Source organism: Streptomyces canus (genome assembly GCF_001514145.1).
Lineage (GTDB): Bacteria > Actinomycetota > Actinomycetes > Streptomycetales > Streptomycetaceae > Streptomyces > Streptomyces canus.
In genome coordinates, this window is record NZ_KQ948686.1 from 14602 (window position 1) to 31330 (window position 16729).

The window sequence follows — 16729 nt, forward strand, 5'->3', positions numbered from 1 at the left end:
CCGCGCAGGGTCTACCGGAAGGCATCCAGTCCGGTGAGCGCCTTGCCCAGCACCAGCTGATGCATCTCCACGGTGCCCTCGTACGTCAGCACCGACTCGAGGTTCGTCGCGTGCCGCATGACGGGGTATTCGAGGGAGATCCCGTTGGCCCCGAGGATCGTCCGCGCCGTACGGCAGATCTCGATCGCCTCGCGGACGTTGTTGAGCTTGCCGAAGCTGACCTGCTCGGGACGCAGGCGGCCGGCGTCCATGCGCCGCCCCAGATGGTGGGCGAGCAGAATCCCCTTGTGCAGTTCCACCGCCATGTCGGCGAGTTTGGCCTGCGTGAGCTGGAAGCCCCCGATCGGCCGCCCGAACTGCTCCCGTGTCTTCGCGTAGTCGACGGCGGTCTCGAAACACGACCGCGCCGCCCCCATGGCCCCCCACACGATCCCGTACCGGGCGTGCGACAGACAGCTGAGCGGCCCCTTGAGCCCGGCGACCTCGGGCAGCACCGCGTCGGCGGGCAGCCGTACGTCGTCGAGGACGAGCTCACTGGTGACGCTGGCCCGCAGCGACCACTTGTGCTTGATCTCGGGCGCCGAGAAGCCCGGTGCGTCGGTCGGCACCACAAAGCCGCGGATCGCGTCGTCGGTCTGCGCCCATACGACGGCGACCCCGGCGACCGACCCGTTGGTGATCCACATCTTGCGCCCGTTCAGCACCCAGTCCGTGCCGTCCTTCTTGGCGTACGTCCGCATGGATCCGGGGTCGGAGCCGTGATCGGGTTCGGTGAGCCCGAAGCAGCCGATGACCTCACCGGCGGCCATGCGCGGCAGCCAGGTCTGCTTCTGCTCCTCGCTGCCGAACCGGTGGATGGCGTACATGGCGAGAGAACCCTGCACCGAGACGAGGGACCGGATCCCGGAGTCGGCGGCCTCCAGCTCCAGACAGGCGAGCCCGTACTGCACGGCGGAGGCGCCCGCGCACCCGTAGCCGCTCAGGGACATCCCGAGGGCGCCGATCTCCCCGAGCTCACGGGCGAGTTCCCTGATCTGCGGCAACTCGCCCTTCTCGTACCAGTCCGCGACATACGGCAGGACACGGTCGGCGGCCCAGGTCCGCACGGTCTCGCGGATCGCCAGGTCCTCCGGCTCCAGCAGGTCGTCGATACCGAGGGGGTCGGCGGGGTCGAACGGGGCCATGAGCACATCCTCCGGGAGCCAGCTCAAAACTAGCAGCGCTAGTTACGCTTCGCGGCTGACGTTACGACGCGGTGTCCCGCACGTCCAGATGCCTGGCGGTCAGGCAGAGACGCGCGTCTCCGCGACCTCCCGCGGCGACGGAAGCTCCACCGCCGCCGGGGACTCGCCGCACTGCATCGCACGCGGCAACCGCAGCGCCATCACCGCGCCCAGCACCAACAACCCCGCACTCACCAGCAAGGTCACGTGCAGCCCGTGCACGAAGGAGTCCTGGGCGGCCCGGCGCAGGGCCACGCCCGCGGGGCCACCGAGGTGTCCGGCGACCTCGTAGGCCTCGCCCAGGGAGTGCCCGGCCGACTTGGACGCCGCCTCCGGGACGCCCGGCACGCCGGAGAGGCCGGGCGTGTACGCGGCGTTCATCACACTGCCGAGCAGCGCTATGCCGATGCCCGCACCGAGTTGGTACGAGGTCTCCCCGATCGCGGCCGCCCCGCCCGCCTGCTCCGGGGGTGCCTCGCTGAGCATCGACTCGTACGCCCCGAAAAGGGTCGTCTCCAGACCGAACCCGAGCAGGACGAACCCGAACAGCAGCAGGCCCGTGTTGTCCGTGTCGCCCATCGCGGTCAGCAGCAGTACGGCCACGGCCGTCAGGCAGAACCCGGCACTGACCATCCGGCGCGGCCCGAATCTCCGCAGCAGACGCGCTCCGGCCAGCCCCGCCGCCATCGCGGCGATCGTCAGTGGCAGCAGCCGCAGACCGGTCTCCAGCGGGGACAGGTCGAGGACCAGTTGGAGGTACTGCGCCGCGATCAGTTCGAGCCCGACGAGGGCGAGCATCGCCAGGACGATGCAGCCGACCGAGGTGCTGAACGCCGGGCGGGCGAACATCCGCAGGTCCACCAGGGGATGCGTGAGCCGCCGCTGCCGCCGTACGAACAGGACGAGCAGGACCGCGCCCACGACCAGCGGTACCGCGGTGAACGCGTCGAGCTCCCCGGCGCCGAGCTGCTTCACGCCGAGGACGAGACCGAACAGCCCGGCGGCGGCCATCAGTGCGCCGACGACGTCCCAGGGGCCGTTGGTGGCGCCCTTCGACTCGGGCAGCAGCAGGCGGCCCACCGGCAGGCTGACCAGCATCAGCGGGATGTTGATGAGGAAGACCGACCCCCACCAGAAGTGCTCCAGGAGGAAGCCGCCGAGCAGTGGTCCGACGGCCGCGCCGACGGCGGCGACCGCGCTCCAGATGCCGATCGCGAGCGCCCGCTCGCGCCGGTCGGGGAAGACCTGGCGAAGGATCGAGAGGGTGGCGGGCATGATCATCGCGCCGCCGACGCCGAGCAGCGCCCGCGCGAGGATCAGCACCTGTGCGGTGTCCGCGAGGGCGGCGACACCGGAGGCGACGCCGAACAGGCCGTAGCCGAGGAGGAGGACTCTTCTGCGGCCCACGCGGTCGCCGAGCGTGCCGAAGAGGATCAGCAGCGAGGCGCAGACGAGGGGATAGACGTCGACGATCCAGAGCAGCTCTATCGCGCCGGGCTTGAGGTCCTCGGTGACAGCGGGCACCGCCACGTGCAGCACGGTCGCGTCGAGGGCGACCAGGAGCAGGCTCACGCAGAGGACGACGAGGACGACCCAGCGGTTTGCACCGGCCCCGGCCGCCCGACGGCGCAGCGCTGCGGCGGCCGTGGTCGTCCCGGACATGCACGTACCTCCCAGATGTTCCCTGGCGTTCGGCGGGCACATGGGGTGGGGACCCATGATCTCGGCCGGAGAGGAGCGGTGTGTCTCCGGCCCGCGCAGCGAACGGCGGGTGCCACGTCAGCGTACGCGAGTTCGCGCGTCGGCCCAGTGGCGGACCTCTCAGACTTCACGCGGAACATGTGTGGCGTACACCACGTTCTTCTCCGGTTCCCCACCCCGGGCGGGCCTGCCGGTCCGGCGCGCGGTCGATAATCGGGCCCGTGACCGATCTTGGAACGCGCGCCGAACCGGCCCTGCGCCGAGCCGCCCCGGCGCTGCTCGGCTATGCGGCCGTACGCGCCCTGGGCCTCATCACCCTGGTCCTGTGGAGCGCGGCGCGCGACAAGAGCGCGTACACGCTGCTGACGGCCCGCTGGGACGCCCTCTGGTACACGAGGGTCGCCGAACTCGGTTACGGCTACGAGGTGCGGCTGCCGAACGGCGACGTGCACTCGAACCTGGCCTTCTTCCCGCTCCTGCCCTGGCTGGAGCGGCTGCTGTCCTGGGTGACGCCGCTGTCGTACGCCGACGCGGGCTTCGTGGTGTCCCTGCTCGCCTCCTTGCTCGCGGCCTGGGGCGTCTTCGCGGTGACGGATCACGTGTACGGCCGCCGGGCCGGCGTCTGCGCGGTCCTGCTGTGGGCCGTCCTGCCCGTCGGAATCGTCCAGTCGATGGCGTACAGCGAGTCCCTGTTCACCGCGCTGGCCGCCTGGTCGCTCTACGCCCTCCTGACCGGCCGCTGGCTGACGGCGGGCCTGCTGGCCTCCCTGGCCGGCCTGACGCGTCCGGTGGGCCTCGCCGTGGTCGCGGCGGTGTGGGCGGCGGGAATCGCCGCCCTCCTGCGGGACCGACGGGACCGCGCCCCGTCCGGGTCGGAGCGGATCGCACCACGCGGGGCGACCACAGCCGCGCGGGCCGCGGGTATGGCCCTCGCCCCCCTCGGTGCCGCCGCCTACGTCCTGTGGGTCGGTCACCGCACCGGCAGAGGGCCGCTCGGCTATCTCGACGTGCAGGCGGGGTGGCGCAACGGATTCGACGGCGGATACGCCTTCGCCCGCTTTGTCGCCGACAAGTTCACGTCGCTCCCGTCGGCCCTCGCCGGCGTGGGGCTGATCGTCGGGGTGGGGCTGGTCGTGTGGCTGTACGTCACCTGTGTGCGGCAGGGCCAGCCGCTGCCCCTGCTGGTGTACGCCGGGGCCGTCACGGCGCTCGCCCTGTGCGCGTCGAGCTACTTCGGCTCGAAACCGCGCCTGCTGATGCCCGCCTTCCCCCTGCTGCTCCCCCTCGCCCTGGCCCTCGCGCGCGCAAGGACCCGCAGGTCAGCCGGGGTCATCGCGGTGATCGCCACCGCGTCCGCCCTGTACGGCGCCTTCTGGCTGAACGGCTCCGGTCCGCCATGATCGGCTCCGGAGGGTCGATGAGCGCCCGGAGAATTCCGCCCCATGATTCGGTGAACTAATTCATAAGGGTCAATAAACCCGACCCGGAATGATCAAAGGAATTGAAGGACGCGGTCGGCCGCTATTGCGGAATCCCTGGAAATAAACCCTCGTCTGAGAGGAATCCCACATCACATCGTCATCACAAAGCCGCTGATTCGACAGGGAACAGAGCTCACTCGCTGTAACGTCGATTGGGTGCGTACCGAACGAAACCTCACCCGTCTGGACCGGGTGTTCACCAGGCTGGACCGTGAGCCGGAACGACCGGCCCACCTCAGCGTGCCCAGCGCGAGCCGGCACCGGACCGTCCTGGTGATCGCCGCCCTGGCCTTCTACCTGGCGATCGTGTGGCTCGTGGTGACCACCTCGTGGCTGGTCCGCCTCGACTGGCAGGTCATGTTCTTCCGGCCCTACCAGCAGTGGGCGTCCATCCACTGGTTCGTCGACTACTACGTGGTGCTGGGCCAGCGCGGCCCGACCGCGGTGATGGTCGCGGCCTGGCTGGGCTGGCGTTCCTGGCGGCAGCACACCGTGCGCCCGCTGCTGACCCTGGGTGCCTCGCTGCTGCTGCTGAACATCACGGTCGGCGCCGCCAAGTACGGCATGGGAAGACTCGGACCGCACTACGCGACCGTCATCGGCTCGAACGAGATGGGCCTGGGCGGCGATATATTTCCCAGCGGCCACACCGCCAACGCCGTGGTGACCTGGGGGATCCTGGCGTATCTGGCCTCCACCCCGAGAGCCCGCCGCTGGCTCTCCGCCGTCTCCGCGGTGACCTCCCTGGGCGTCGGCATGGCCACCGTCTACCTCGGTACGCACTGGCTGAGCGACGTCCTGCTGGGCTGGGTCGCCGGCCTGCTGATCCTGCTCGCGCTGCCCTGGTTCGAGCCGCTGATCGCCCGCGCCGAGACCTACGTCTTCGACCTGCGCGACCGCTGGCGGGCCCGCGGCGGCGCGCGGACCCCGGCCCCGGTCACCCCCGTCACAGCGCCCGCGCCCGCCCGCCTCAAGCCGCTCACGGCCCCACAGAACGAGACGGCGGCCCGCGAGGCCACCACCCCGGCGCGCGCCCCCAGGTCTCCCGTCTACCTGGCCCCGGGCCCGCACACCACCCGCTCGGAGCGCACCCCGGTCACCCCGACCGGCAGCCGCCGCCCGCCGCAGTCGGACCGGATCGTGCGCGGCACGCCCACACCGGCCACCCGGCCGGTGACCGGCGGCTGATCCCACCCCGGACACGGCGGGGGCCGGTACGCACCACCACCCCGCGCATGGCGCAGGCCCCGGTTCCACAAGGGAACCGGGGCCTGCGTCATGCGGTTCAGCCCTTCCAGGCCCGCGCCACGCGGCCGTCCTTCACCTCGAAGTTCAGCCGGCCCGCGCGGTACTCCATCGTGATGATCGCCCCCGGCGGCAGTGACCTGACCGTCGACCAGCCCCGCTCACGCGCGATCCGCTCGGCGGAGGCGGAGTCGAGGCCGACGTAGGTGTCCGGGCTGTCCTGGGGTTCGGCGGGCGGTGTCGGAATGGGTGCCATACCGCCACGCTAGGCCCTGCCCGGCGGCCGCGGAAGTCCGGCTCCCGCACGCCTCCTGTCACGCTTCTGTCACAGGATCACGACACGCGTTTCCCTCGCACTGCGTCACACGGACGGGCGTTCACCTCACTCTTTCGCAGGTATTCGAACGCAATTCCCGCGCGTCGTACAACTTTTCCGAATGAGCCGTGAGAAGGCTTGTCCGAGAACCGGCCCGGGCCCCTTTGCCCACCGATTCCGGACAGGGCCGCGGAAGCTGACACCGCATAGGAAATACACGGTTCCAGCACAGAACCCCCTTACGCCCTCTGTCGCCGCGCACGACCGCGCGAGCATCATGGCGTGAGCCGAGCGAAGGGGCGAGCGATGGGGACGCAGACCGTGCACGCGACGGCAGGACCCGTGCGGACCAAGGGGCACGGGCGCGTGGTCGTCGACTGGTTGACCACCACCGACCACAAGAAGATCGGTCACCTCTATCTGATCACGTCGTTCGTGTTCTTCCTGGTCGGCGGCGTCATGGCGCTGCTGATGCGGGCCGAACTCGCCCGGCCGGGACTGCAGATCATGGACAACCAGCAGTACAACCAGTTGTTCACGATGCACGGCACGATCATGCTGCTGCTGTTCGCGACCCCGAGCTTCGCCGGCTTCGCCAACGAGCTGATGCCGCTGCAGATCGGCGCCCCGGACGTGGCCTTCCCGCGGCTGAACATGCTGTCGTACTGGTTCTTCCTGTTCGGCGGCCTGATCGTGCTGGGTTCGCTGCTCGTGCCGTCGGGTCCGGCCGCGTTCGGCTGGTTCGCCTACGCGCCGCTGAACAACTACGCGCACTCCCCGGGCGTCGGCCCCGACCTGTGGATCATGGGCCTCGCGCTGGCCGGCTTCGGCACGATCCTGGGCGCGGTCAACTTCATCACCACGATCATCGGGATGCGCGCGCCCGGCATGACCATGTTCCGGATGCCGATCTTCACCTGGAACACGCTGTTCACGTCGATCCTGATCCTGCTGGCGTTCCCGGTGCTGGCGGCGGCGCTGCTGGTCCTGGAGGCGGACCGGCGCTTCGGCTCGCAGGTCTTCGAGGCGGGCAACGGCGGGGCGTTGCTGTGGCAGCACCTGTTCTGGTTCTTCGGGCATCCCGAGGTGTACATCATCGCGCTGCCGTTCTTCGGCATCATCACGGAGATCCTGCCGGTCTTCAGCCGCAAGCCGCTCTTCGGCTATCTGACGCTGATCGGCGCGACGATGGCGATCACCGGTCTGTCGATCGTGGTGTGGGCGCACCACATGTTCGTCACCGGCGCGGTGCTGCTGCCGTTCTTCTCGTTCATGACGTTCCTCATCGCCGTCCCGACGGGCGTGAAGTTCTTCAACTGGATCGGCACCATGATCAAGGGCTCGCTGTCCTTCGAGACGCCGATGCTGTGGGCGACGGGTTTCCTGGTGACGTTCCTGTTCGGCGGCCTGACCGGGGTGATCCTGGCGTCGCCGCCGCTGGACTTCCACGTCTCCGACAGCTACTTCGTGGTGGCGCACTTCCATTACGTCGTGTTCGGCACGGTCGTCTTCGCGATCTTCGGCGGGCTGTACTTCTGGTGGCCGAAGTTCACCGGGAAGATGCTCGACGAGCGGCTCGGCAAGATCCAGTTCTGGACGCTGTTCGTCGGCTTCCACACCACGTTCCTCGTGCAGCACTGGCTGGGCGCGGAGGGCATGCCCCGCCGGTACGCGGACTATCTCGCCGCGGACGGATTCACCGCGCTCAACACGATCTCGACGATCGGGGCGTTCCTGCTGGGGGCCTCGACGCTGCCGTTCCTCTACAACGTCTGGAAGACCGCCAAGTACGGCGTGAAGGTGGAGACCGACGACCCCTGGGGCTACGGCCGTTCCCTGGAGTGGGCCACCTCCTGCCCGCCGCCGCGGCACAACTTCACGACACTGCCCCGGATCCGCTCCGAGTCCCCGGCGTTCGACCTGCACCATCCGGAGTACGCGGCCCTGGCTCCGCAGCCCGAGCCAAAGAGCGAGCAAGCCGGTCGTGAGCCGTCCTGATCGCCTCGGTCAGCTCGGCGGGCTCCAGCACCTCGAACTCGAAGCCCGTCATCATCACGTGGATCACCATCACGTCGAGACTCGAGGCGCCGGTGCGCAGGAGGCAGCTGTCGGGCCCCTCCGCCTCCAGCACCCCGGCACTCGGCGAGATCCGCTCGGCGGCCTGTTCCTTGGGCACCAGCAGCCGCACGACCGCGTGTGAGGCGTACACGCGCGTGGAGACGCCTCGCGAGACGTACGCGGCGAGATCCTCGGCGGGCGGGGTGCGCGGAGCGAACCGGGGGCCGTGCGGCGGCTTCGGGGTGATCCGGTCGGCCCGGAAGGTCCGCCAGTCCTCGCGGTCGACGTCCCAGGCCACCAGATACCAGCGCCGCTCGCTGCACACCAGGCGGTGCGGTTCGACGGTACGGCGGCTGGAGGCGCCGCCGTGGTCGCTGTACTCGAAGCGCAGCCGCTCGGCGTCCCGGCAGAGGTTGGCGAGCTCGGTGAGGACGCCAGGGTCGACGGCGGAGGGCTGGGGGCCGCGCAGCATGGGCACGGTGAAGGCGTTCAGGGCGCCCACCCGGCGGCGCAGCCGGCTCGGCAGGACCTGCTCCAGCTTGGCGAGGGCCCGTACGGAGGTCTCGCCGATCCCCTCGATGCCCTGCCCCGCGGCGGTGCGCAGGCCGACGGCGACCGCGACGGCCTCGTCGTCGTCCAGGAGCAGCGGCGGCAGCTCGGCGCCCGCGCCCAGCTGGTAGCCGCCACCGGTGCCCGGGCTGGCGTTGACGGGGTAGCCCAGCTCCCGCAGCCGGTCCACGTCCCGGCGCACGGTGCGCGAGGTGACGCCGAGGCGGTCGGCCAGATCGGCGCCGGACCATTCGCGGTGGGCCTGCAGGAGCGAGAGCAGGCGCAGGAGTCGTGCCGAGGTCTCCAACATGACATCGAGTCTGCCAGCCATTGCGGACAGTTGTTGTCCGCAAGCCTTCCTAGCTTGGAGTCATGGCAGACAACAGCGCGACCACAGAGAGCCGTGAGATCCACTCCTTCCGGATCGACATCCCTCAGGCGCAGCTCGACGACCTGCACACCCGCCTGGACCTCACCCGCTGGCCGGACGAGCTGCCGGACGCGGGCTGGGAGTACGGCGCCTCCCTGCCGTATCTCCGCGATCTCGCCGCGTACTGGCGTGGTGCCTACGACTGGCGCAAGCACGAGGCCGCCCTCAACGAGCTCCCGCAGTTCGTCACCGGGATCGACGGCGCCCAGGTGCACTTCCTGCACGTCCGCTCGTCCCGGCCGGACGCTCTCCCGCTGATCCTGACGCACGGCTGGCCGGGTTCGATCGTCGAGTTCCTCGGTGTGATCGGCTCGCTGAGCGAGGACTTCCATCTGGTGATCCCGTCCATCCCCGGCTTCGGCTTCTCCGGGCCGACGCGCGACAAGGGCTGGAACGTCAACCGGGTCGCCCGCGCGTGGGCGGAGCTGATGCGCAGGCTCGGCTACGAGCGCTTCGGCGCCCAGGGCGGCGACCTGGGCGCGCTGATCTCCCCCGCGCTCGGCCGGGTCGCTCCCGAGTCCGTGGTCGGTGTCCATGTGAACGCCGCCTCGGTCGGGTTCATCCCGCTCGGCCCGGTCGACGAGGAGGCGCAGCAGGGGCTGACCGACCGGGAGCGGCAAAGCCTTGCGAGCATCGCCGAGTTCACCACGGACGGCTTCGGCTACAACGCCCTGCAGTCGACGCGTCCGCAGACCCTCTCCTACGCCCTCACCGACTCACCCGTCGGCCAACTGGCGTGGATCATGGAGAAGTTCCAGGCGTGGACGCACTCGTCGGCCACGCTGCCGGAGGACGCGATCGACCGGGACACCCTGCTCACCAACGTGATGCTGTACTGGCTGACCGGCACGGCCGGTTCCGCGGCCCGCATGTACTACGAGAACAGCCATGTCCCGGACTGGTTCCCGACGTCGGCCTCCGGAGTGCCGACCGCGGTGGCCAACTTCGGCGAGGACGTGGCGATCCGCCGCTGGGCCGAGCAGGTCAACTCCCTCGTACGCTGGACGGAGTTCGACCGCGGCGGCCACTTCGCGGCCCTGGAGGTCCCCGAGCTGCTGGCCGGTGACGTCAGGGAGTTCTTCGGCTCACTGCGGTGAACGGCACGCGGTGACCGACACCGACAGGTCGTTGTCCCGCGTGTAGTACGGCCCGGCCTCCACCGGGCCGTACGCCGTCTGTACGCGTGCGCGTGGATAGGTGAACACGGGCTTCTTGTCGGCGACGTCGTCGAGGAGCCGCGCGATCCGCACCCGCGGCCCGCTCTCGCCGTGCGGCCGGAGCCACAGGTCCCAGACTCCGGGCCCGAGGGCCGCGTACGTCACCGCAAAGCCGAACCGGGCCTCGTCCGCGGTGACGTCGCTGCGGCGGGCGGGACCCGGGGAGTGCCGGGGGCGCACCTCGGCGTAGGCGTCGGGGGCGAAGCAGGTGCCGTAGAGCCGCCCCCGTACGGTCAGTCCGGCGCCCTCGACGCGCAGCTCGCCCGCCTCGGCGTGCGGGGCGCGCAGCCAGCTGCGGACGGTGAGGTTGCCCTGCCGCGTCGCGTAGGGGATGCGGACGGCGACATGGCCGCGGGAGCCGCTCGGGGTGCGGGCGCTGAGCGCGCGCAGGTCGGTGGCACCGGGCGCGAGGCGCAGCGGCTCGTCGTCGGCCACGCGCGCGTACGCGTCCCAGCGGCCCTCGGGCAGGGCGACGGTGCTGGGCAGGGCGGCGCGCAGCTTTCCGTCGCCGGTCGGGGCCAGCGGCAGACCGACCTCCCCTTGTCCGTCGCGCCGGCGCAGCACCAGATGGGCCGTACCGCTCGCCCCGCCGGCGGTGACGTCGAAGGTCAGTCCGCCCGCGGAGTCGGCGACACAGTCCGCGCGCAGCGTGGCGCCCCGTCCGGCAGGCATGGTGCTCCCGTGATTCATGGTGTCCGGTCAGACCGTCGTGGGCGCCCTTTGGTTGCGTGCGGCCGGTGACTCATTGTCGATAGGCCAGTTGCGGAACGTCGAAGCAGGTGTGGTCCATGTCGCCCTGGGAAACCCAGCCCCGGCCGTCCTCCCAGCGGGCCACCGACAGGCAGGTCCGGCGGGACTTCGGCGGCTCGGCGAGACGCTGGAAGGTGACGGGGACGAGGAGGCCGTCCGCCGTGAAGTCCCGGCTGCGGTCCATGTAGGCGTCGACACACGCGCGCGTGACGCCCTGTGCCGCCGCGCATGATGTCGCGGCGTCCGTGAACCACTTCGCGGCCGCCCAGCCCTCCAACTGCCACTGGGAGTGCGTCTTGAGGCTCTTCGTGGCCTCCCTGAACTCCTGTACGGCCTGATGGTCCGTGTCCTCGTAGTTGCGGCTGGATCCGGTCGCCCACAGGGCGTTGCGGCAGCGCGGGGCGTTCTTGTAGTCGTCCGGGACGGTGGAGGACCAGTTCTGGACGTTGGTGACCTTGGCGGTGACCTCGACGCCGACCGCGTCCATCGCCTCGCACAACTGGGCGTTGCCATGGCTGTCGACGGCGTCGAAGACCAGGTCGGCGCCCTGCTCCTTCAGGTCGGCGGCCACGGCACGGAAGTTGGGCAGCGCGAAGTCGACCTGCTCGGTGACGACCTTGTACCCCTCGGCCCTCAGACCCTGCTCGACGAGCCCGGCGTAGGCGGCGGACGCGGCCTGGTTGTACGACACGACAGCCGCCGTACGGGCCCCGTGCTCGCGCTTGAAATAGCGGTAGACCTCGGTGCCGCCGTACTGCTTTCCGCCCCAGCCGGTCGTGCCGCGCCGGGGCGCGAGGCTGCCGTAGATGCCGTAGAGGTGCGGCCAGGTGTCGTACGCGGCGCCGATGGGCTGGCCTCCGATGTCGGGCACGCGCGCGTGGGAGACACGGGAGGCGCCGGCGTAGTCGAGGGCGGTGGTCGCGACCAGGGCGACCACCTTGTCCTCGTCGATCAGCCGGTGCACACAGGTGTTGTTGCCGACCCCGCTGCCGCCGTCGTCGCACTCGCGCACCTCGATCCGGTGGCCGTCGACGCCCCCGCGCGCGTTGAGGCGCTCGAAGTACGCCTTGGCGCCGTCGCGCGGGCCGGTGAAGGTGCTGCCACCGACCGGGCTGGTGGCACTGGTGACGATGCCGACCCGGATCGGGGTGTCGTCCTGGGCGGGGGTCGCCCGCTCCCGGTGCTCGAAGTCGCTCTCCGGCAGCCGGCTGCCGCACGCCGTGCCCACCGTGAGCAGCAGGACCGCGAGGGCGGCCTCAGCAGCCCGGAAGAGCCGACGCCGTGGCATTGCCGCTCAACTGGACCAGCGCGCACAGGGTGTTGACCGACACCTTCCAGGTGCCGTCCTGTTCGACCGCCGTTCCGGAGGCGTCCGGCAGGGCGGTGGCGCCGTTCAGCAGCAGGGTGTATTTCACGTCGGCCGCGGTCGGCTTGGTGAACCCGATCTCCGTGACCTTCGCCTGCACCTGTCCGCCGCGCTGGTCACCGCTGAAGGCCTGGAGCACCGGGCCCATCTCGTCGCCGTTCTCCAGGACGGCCTGTTTGTCCTTGGCGGAGGTCTTCGGGTCGAAGAACTTCTCCCAGTTCGCCTTGATCTCCCGCTGGGCGGCGGCCGCGTCGGCTGGTCCGCTCGGCGACGGGGCTGCCGAAGGTGTGGTCCGCTCCACGGACGGCGTCGGCGGCGGGCTCTCGCTGCCGCCGCCGCTGTCGTCGCTGCACGCCGTGAGGGCCACGGTGAGGACGAACCCCACCGCCATCAGCCCCCGGCTGCCGTTCCCCCACGTGCGGTCGCTCCCGAGAACCATCTGGCTCACCACCGGGTGTCGGTCCGGGCCGTGCGCGCCCGGTGCTTTCAGGGTCAGCTTGCAGAAGGCATAGTGCAAGCCATCGGCTGACATGGACAGACACACGACGTGTGGAGGCCAGAGATGCGGACAGCCCGACTGCGGACCGCGCACCCCGTTCTGTGGGCCGGCTGGGCCGCGCTCGCCGCGGGCGCGGTGCTGTGCGTCCTCGGCTGGTACGGCGTCTCGGGCGAGCGTTACGCCGAGCGGCAGCTGCCCTACCTCGCCTCCTGCACGGTGCCCGGCGCCGCGCTGATCGTCGCCGGGGCGGTGCTCCTCACCCACGGCCGGGGCGCGCTCGCCGCCGCGCGTGTGGAGGAGCTGTACGGCCTCCTGGTCGCCGCGGAGCCCGCTGAGGCGGAGGAGTCCGGCACCGCGGCCGACGTGCCCCTGGCGGTCAGCGGGGACCTGCTGATGGTGCCCGGCGGCACGCTCCGGCACCGCGCGGACTGCCCGCTGGTCGCCGGGAAGGTCGAGTCGGTCCCGGTGGACGCGAAGCTCCTGGCGAGCGGAGAACTGGGCCCCTGTCCGATCTGCGAGCCCGTCGAGGAAACCGACTGATGTCGTCGCTGACCTACGACCTCACCCTCGCCGGGTTGTCGGTCGGCAGCGCGGCCGCGCTCACCGGAGTCGGCCTGATCGTCACGTACCGCGCGACCGGGGTGCTGAACTTCGCGCACGGGGCGATCGCGATGGTGTGCGCGTACGCGCTGCGGCAGTGCGTGGTGGAGTGGGGCTGGCCGCTGTGGGCCGGCGCGGTGGTGACCCTGCTGATCCTGGCGCCGGTGATGGGTGTGGTGCTGGAGCGTTTCGTCTTCCGGCCCCTGTCCGTCCTGGGCGGCGATCCGGCACAGACCCTGGTCGCCTCCATCGGGGTCTTCGTGCTGCTGGTGGGCGGGGCCGCGCTGCTGTGGGGCCAGGGCGCCCGCGACGACGCTCCGGAGCTGGTGTCCGCGGAGGATCCCTGGGGGCAGCTGGCGGTCGTCCTGGTCCTGGCGGCCGGCGTGGGCGCGGTGATCCGCTGGACGCGCTTCGGACGGGAGCTGCGGGCCGTGGTGGACGACCGCGGGCTGGCCGTGCTCGGCGGGATCGACGCCGACCGGGTGGCGGCGGCCGGCTGGGCGTTCGGGGCGTTCACCGCGGGCCTGACGGGCGTTCTGCTGGCCCCCTTCGTCCGCCTGGACCCGTACGGGCTGCCCCTGCTCGTCATGGAGGTGGTGGCGGTGGCGGTGGCCGCGCGGATGCGCAGCCTGCCGGTGGCCGTGGTGGTGGCGCTGGGCGTCGGGGTGGCCCAGAGCCAGCTGACCCGGCTGCACCCCTCGGGCCGGGGCGAACCGTTGCTCCAGGCGGTGGGGGCGAACCTGTTCGTCGTGGCCCTCCTCGTCGCGTGCCTGGCACTCCCCCGCATCGGCACCCGCGACGGGCTCCCCCGGACGGCCACCGCGCGCGTGCCGACGCCTCAGGGCGCATGGATCGTCGCGGTGATCCTCTTCCTGATCCCGCTGGGTTTCGCGGGCTCGGACCTGCACACGTCGGTCCAGGTCCCGGCACTGGGCGTCGTGCTGCTCTCCCTGGTGGTCGTGACGGGCCGGGGCGGCCAGATCTCCCTCGGGCAAGCGGCCTACGCGGGCCTGGGCGCCCTGTTCACCGCCCTGCTGGCGGCGGGCCGCTTCCCGGGTCTTCCCCGGCTGCCGGAACTGGCGGCGCTGGCGCTGGCGGTGGTCCTGGTGGCCCCCCTGGGCCTGCTGACCGGCTGGCCGGCGATCACCCGCCGGGGGCTGGCGCTGGCCCTGGCGACCTTCGCGGTGGGCGTCGGCGTGAGCCGCTTCGTCTTCGCCCAGCCGTACGCCACGTCCGGTCTGTCCCTGGACCGCCCGGCGGGCTTCGAGGGCGACCGCGCCTACTACGTCCTGGAGTTGACCCTGCTCACGCTCGCCCTCCTGGCGACCCACGCGTTGCGCAGAGGCCGTACGGGCAGGGCCCTGGCCGCCCTGCGCGACCACGAGTCCGGAGCCTCGGCGGCGGGCGTCCGGGTCCCCGCCCTGAAGCTCCTGGCCTTCGTGGCGGGCGCCGCCCTGGCCGCCCTGGGCGGCGGAATGCTCGGCATGGGCCTGCGCGCCTTCGACCCCACCGCCTACGACCCCGTCCGCGGCCTGCTCTGGTTCGCGGCGGTGGTCGTGCTGGGTGCCGACAGCACCCTGGGCGCCCTGACCGCGGCGGCTCTCCTGGTCGGCCTGGACGCGGGGGCACGGGGAGGGGTCGCGGCGGCGCTGGTCGGGGTACTGGCGGTGCTGGTGGGGCGCCTTCCCGGAGGGCCGTACGAGGCGGTGCGCAGGCTGCGGCCACGACGGGCGGCAAGGCTGACGGCGACGGGTCTGGGGGCACGGAGACGACTCCAACGGGCGCTGCGGACCGCGGCGCCCCCGACGACGGATCCCGGCAGTCGAGCCGCCGCATCCGGCACACCCCGCCAGAACCAACCCCCTGCATTGCACGCCGCCGACAGCGCTCCACCCCCACCGGGGCCACCGGCCGCAGGCCGGGCGGTCCTCACCACACGCCACCTCCAGGCCCGCTACGACGGCTTCACCGCCGTCGACGGAGTCGACCTCACCGTCCCACCGGGCGGAATCACCGCGATCATCGGCCCCAACGGCGCCGGGAAGACCACCCTCTTCCACTGCCTGGCAGGAACGGTCCGCCCCTCCCGGGGCCGAGTCCGCTACGGCGACCGCGACATCACGCGCCTCCCCGCCCACGCCCGGACCCGTCTGGGCATCGCCCGCACCTTCCAACAACTCGCTGTCTTCCCCACATTGACCGTGGCCGAGAACGTCCGAGTCGGCGCCGAGCAGGGCCGCACGACAGATCCGGCCGCAGTGGACCGCGCCCTGAGACTGTTCGCCCTGGACGGCCCCCTGCGCGACGCCCCCGCGGCCGACCTCCCCACCGGCACCCTCCGTCGGGTGGAACTCGCCAGAGCCCTCGCCGGCACCCCGAGCGTCCTCCTCCTCGACGAACCCGCCGCCGGCCTCGACACCGCCGAGGTGACCGCCCTGGCCCGCATCCTCAGGGCCCTCGCAGCCGACGGCACCGCCCTGCTCGTCGTCGAACACGACCTCGACCTGGTCGCCGGCCTCGCGGACGTCGTGCACGTCATGACGGCGGGCCGCATCATCGCCTCCGGGCCTCCGGCCGACGTGCTGGAGACACTCGACGCCCGGGAGACCGCCGGATGACAGCCGCCACGGCCATCTCCCTACGCCACGCGCGCGTGCGCTACGGCCCCCTGGAGGCCCTGCACGGCATCACCCTCACCGCCCCGGGCCCCGGCCTGACCGTCCTGCTGGGCCGCAACGGCTCCGGCCGTACGACAACTCTGCGCGCTCTGGCCGGAACAGTGCCGCTCACCGACGGCAGCGTGGTGTGGGACGGCACCGACGTGACCCGGGTACCGGCGTACGAGCGGGCCCGCCGCGGTCTGTGCCTGGTCCCCGAACGCCAGTCGGTGTTCGGCTCCCTCACGGTCCGCGAGAACCTCGAACTGGCCTCCCCCGTCCACGACCTGGCCCTGGACGCCTACCCCCAGCTCGCCCGCCTGCTGCCCCGCCGCGCCGGCACCCTCTCCGGCGGCGAACAACGCATGCTCGCGATCTCCCGAGCACTCCTGGCGCGCGCACGCGTGGTCCTCGTCGACGAACCCGCGCAAGGCATGTCCCCCACGGTCGCGTCCCGCACGTACGAACTCCTGGCCGCACTGGACGCGTGCGTGGTGGTGGCCGAGCAACGGCTCCCACCCGCACTGCACGGCCGGACGGCGATCGTGTACGAACTGCGGCGCGGTGTGGTCGTGTTCAGCGGAGAGGCGGCGGAACTGCGGCGCGAACGGGACTGACCGCCCGTTCGCGCCCACGG

General features: G+C 71.5%; 13 protein-coding genes and 1 pseudogene. 7 read left to right on the forward strand and 7 right to left on the reverse strand.

Translation table 11 applies throughout. The features are described from left to right. Positions 1–11 precede the first annotated feature (11 nt). Together AQJ46_RS48585 and AQJ46_RS48590 are read right to left on the reverse strand one after the other, a co-directional pair. On the reverse strand, positions 12–1184 hold the full coding sequence (locus AQJ46_RS48585) for an acyl-CoA dehydrogenase family protein (RefSeq protein ID WP_059211779.1): 1173 nt from the start codon (positions 1182–1184) through the stop codon (positions 12–14). Positions 1185–1283: 99 nt separating this feature from the next. Then, entirely contained in the window at positions 1284–2885 is a 1602-nt protein-coding gene (locus tag AQJ46_RS48590; protein ID WP_059211780.1) for an MFS transporter, read from the reverse strand. A 260-nt stretch (positions 2886–3145) separates the two neighbouring features. Here AQJ46_RS48590 and AQJ46_RS48595 point away from each other — a divergent pair, with 260 nt between their 5' ends. Both AQJ46_RS48595 and AQJ46_RS48600 read left to right on the forward strand, forming a co-directional pair. Then, complete coding sequence (locus AQJ46_RS48595) at positions 3146–4324, forward strand: mannosyltransferase family protein (protein WP_059211781.1); 1179 nt, start codon at positions 3146–3148, stop codon at positions 4322–4324. 237 nt (positions 4325–4561) lie between these two features. Next, entirely contained in the window at positions 4562–5593 is a 1032-nt protein-coding gene (locus tag AQJ46_RS48600) for a phosphatase PAP2 family protein (protein ID WP_057614478.1), read from the forward strand. Positions 5594–5690: 97 nt separating this feature from the next. Here AQJ46_RS48600 and AQJ46_RS48605 read toward each other — a convergent pair whose 3' ends face one another. Next, complete coding sequence (locus AQJ46_RS48605) at positions 5691–5906, reverse strand: I78 family peptidase inhibitor (RefSeq protein ID WP_057614479.1); 216 nt, start codon at positions 5904–5906, stop codon at positions 5691–5693. A 366-nt stretch (positions 5907–6272) separates the two neighbouring features. On the opposite strand from AQJ46_RS48605, the pseudogene ctaD reads away from it, so the two are divergent. Next, positions 6273–7844: pseudogene (gene ctaD, locus AQJ46_RS48610) on the forward strand (aa3-type cytochrome oxidase subunit I); the annotation flags it as partial. Here ctaD and AQJ46_RS53555 read toward each other — a convergent pair. Continuing rightward, positions 7843–8883: a helix-turn-helix transcriptional regulator gene (locus AQJ46_RS53555; RefSeq protein ID WP_079072816.1), complete on the reverse strand. Its 1041-nt coding sequence runs from the start codon at positions 8881–8883 to the stop codon at positions 7843–7845. The pseudogene ctaD and the gene AQJ46_RS53555 sit on opposite strands and share 2 nt — an antisense overlap. A 62-nt stretch (positions 8884–8945) precedes the next feature. Here AQJ46_RS53555 and AQJ46_RS48620 point away from each other — a divergent pair, with 62 nt between their 5' ends. Then, positions 8946–10100, forward strand: coding sequence for an epoxide hydrolase family protein (locus AQJ46_RS48620; protein ID WP_059211784.1), 1155 nt, complete (start codon positions 8946–8948; stop codon positions 10098–10100). Here AQJ46_RS48620 and AQJ46_RS48625 read toward each other — a convergent pair. The 3 genes from AQJ46_RS48625 to AQJ46_RS48635 all read right to left on the reverse strand — a co-directional run bounded on the left by AQJ46_RS48625 (position 10089) and on the right by AQJ46_RS48635 (position 12787). Beyond that, complete coding sequence (locus AQJ46_RS48625; protein WP_059211785.1) at positions 10089–10892, reverse strand: hypothetical protein; 804 nt, start codon at positions 10890–10892, stop codon at positions 10089–10091. The genes AQJ46_RS48620 and AQJ46_RS48625 overlap by 12 nt on opposite strands. 70 nt (positions 10893–10962) lie before the next feature. After that, a complete protein-coding gene (locus AQJ46_RS48630; protein WP_059211786.1) occupies positions 10963–12258 on the reverse strand; it encodes an ABC transporter substrate-binding protein in 1296 nt (431 codons plus the stop codon). After that, on the reverse strand, positions 12227–12787 hold the full coding sequence (locus AQJ46_RS48635; protein ID WP_079072817.1) for a hypothetical protein: 561 nt from the start codon (positions 12785–12787) through the stop codon (positions 12227–12229). Before AQJ46_RS48635 ends, AQJ46_RS48630 begins: the two co-directional genes overlap by 32 nt. A gap of 111 nt (positions 12788–12898) precedes the next feature. Here AQJ46_RS48635 and AQJ46_RS48640 point away from each other — a divergent pair, with 111 nt between their 5' ends. From AQJ46_RS48640 to AQJ46_RS48650, 3 genes are read left to right on the forward strand one after another with little or no spacing between them, the layout of a single operon-like run. After that, on the forward strand, positions 12899–13375 hold the full coding sequence (locus AQJ46_RS48640) for a hypothetical protein (RefSeq protein WP_059211787.1): 477 nt from the start codon (positions 12899–12901) through the stop codon (positions 13373–13375). Continuing rightward, positions 13375–16053: an ABC transporter permease subunit gene (locus AQJ46_RS48645; protein WP_059211788.1), complete on the forward strand. Its 2679-nt coding sequence runs from the start codon at positions 13375–13377 to the stop codon at positions 16051–16053. The genes AQJ46_RS48640 and AQJ46_RS48645 overlap by 1 nt, the downstream gene beginning before the upstream one ends. Further along, entirely contained in the window at positions 16050–16709 is a 660-nt protein-coding gene (locus tag AQJ46_RS48650) for an ABC transporter ATP-binding protein (protein WP_059211789.1), read from the forward strand. Before AQJ46_RS48645 ends, AQJ46_RS48650 begins: the two co-directional genes overlap by 4 nt. Positions 16710–16729: the final 20 nt, after the last annotated feature.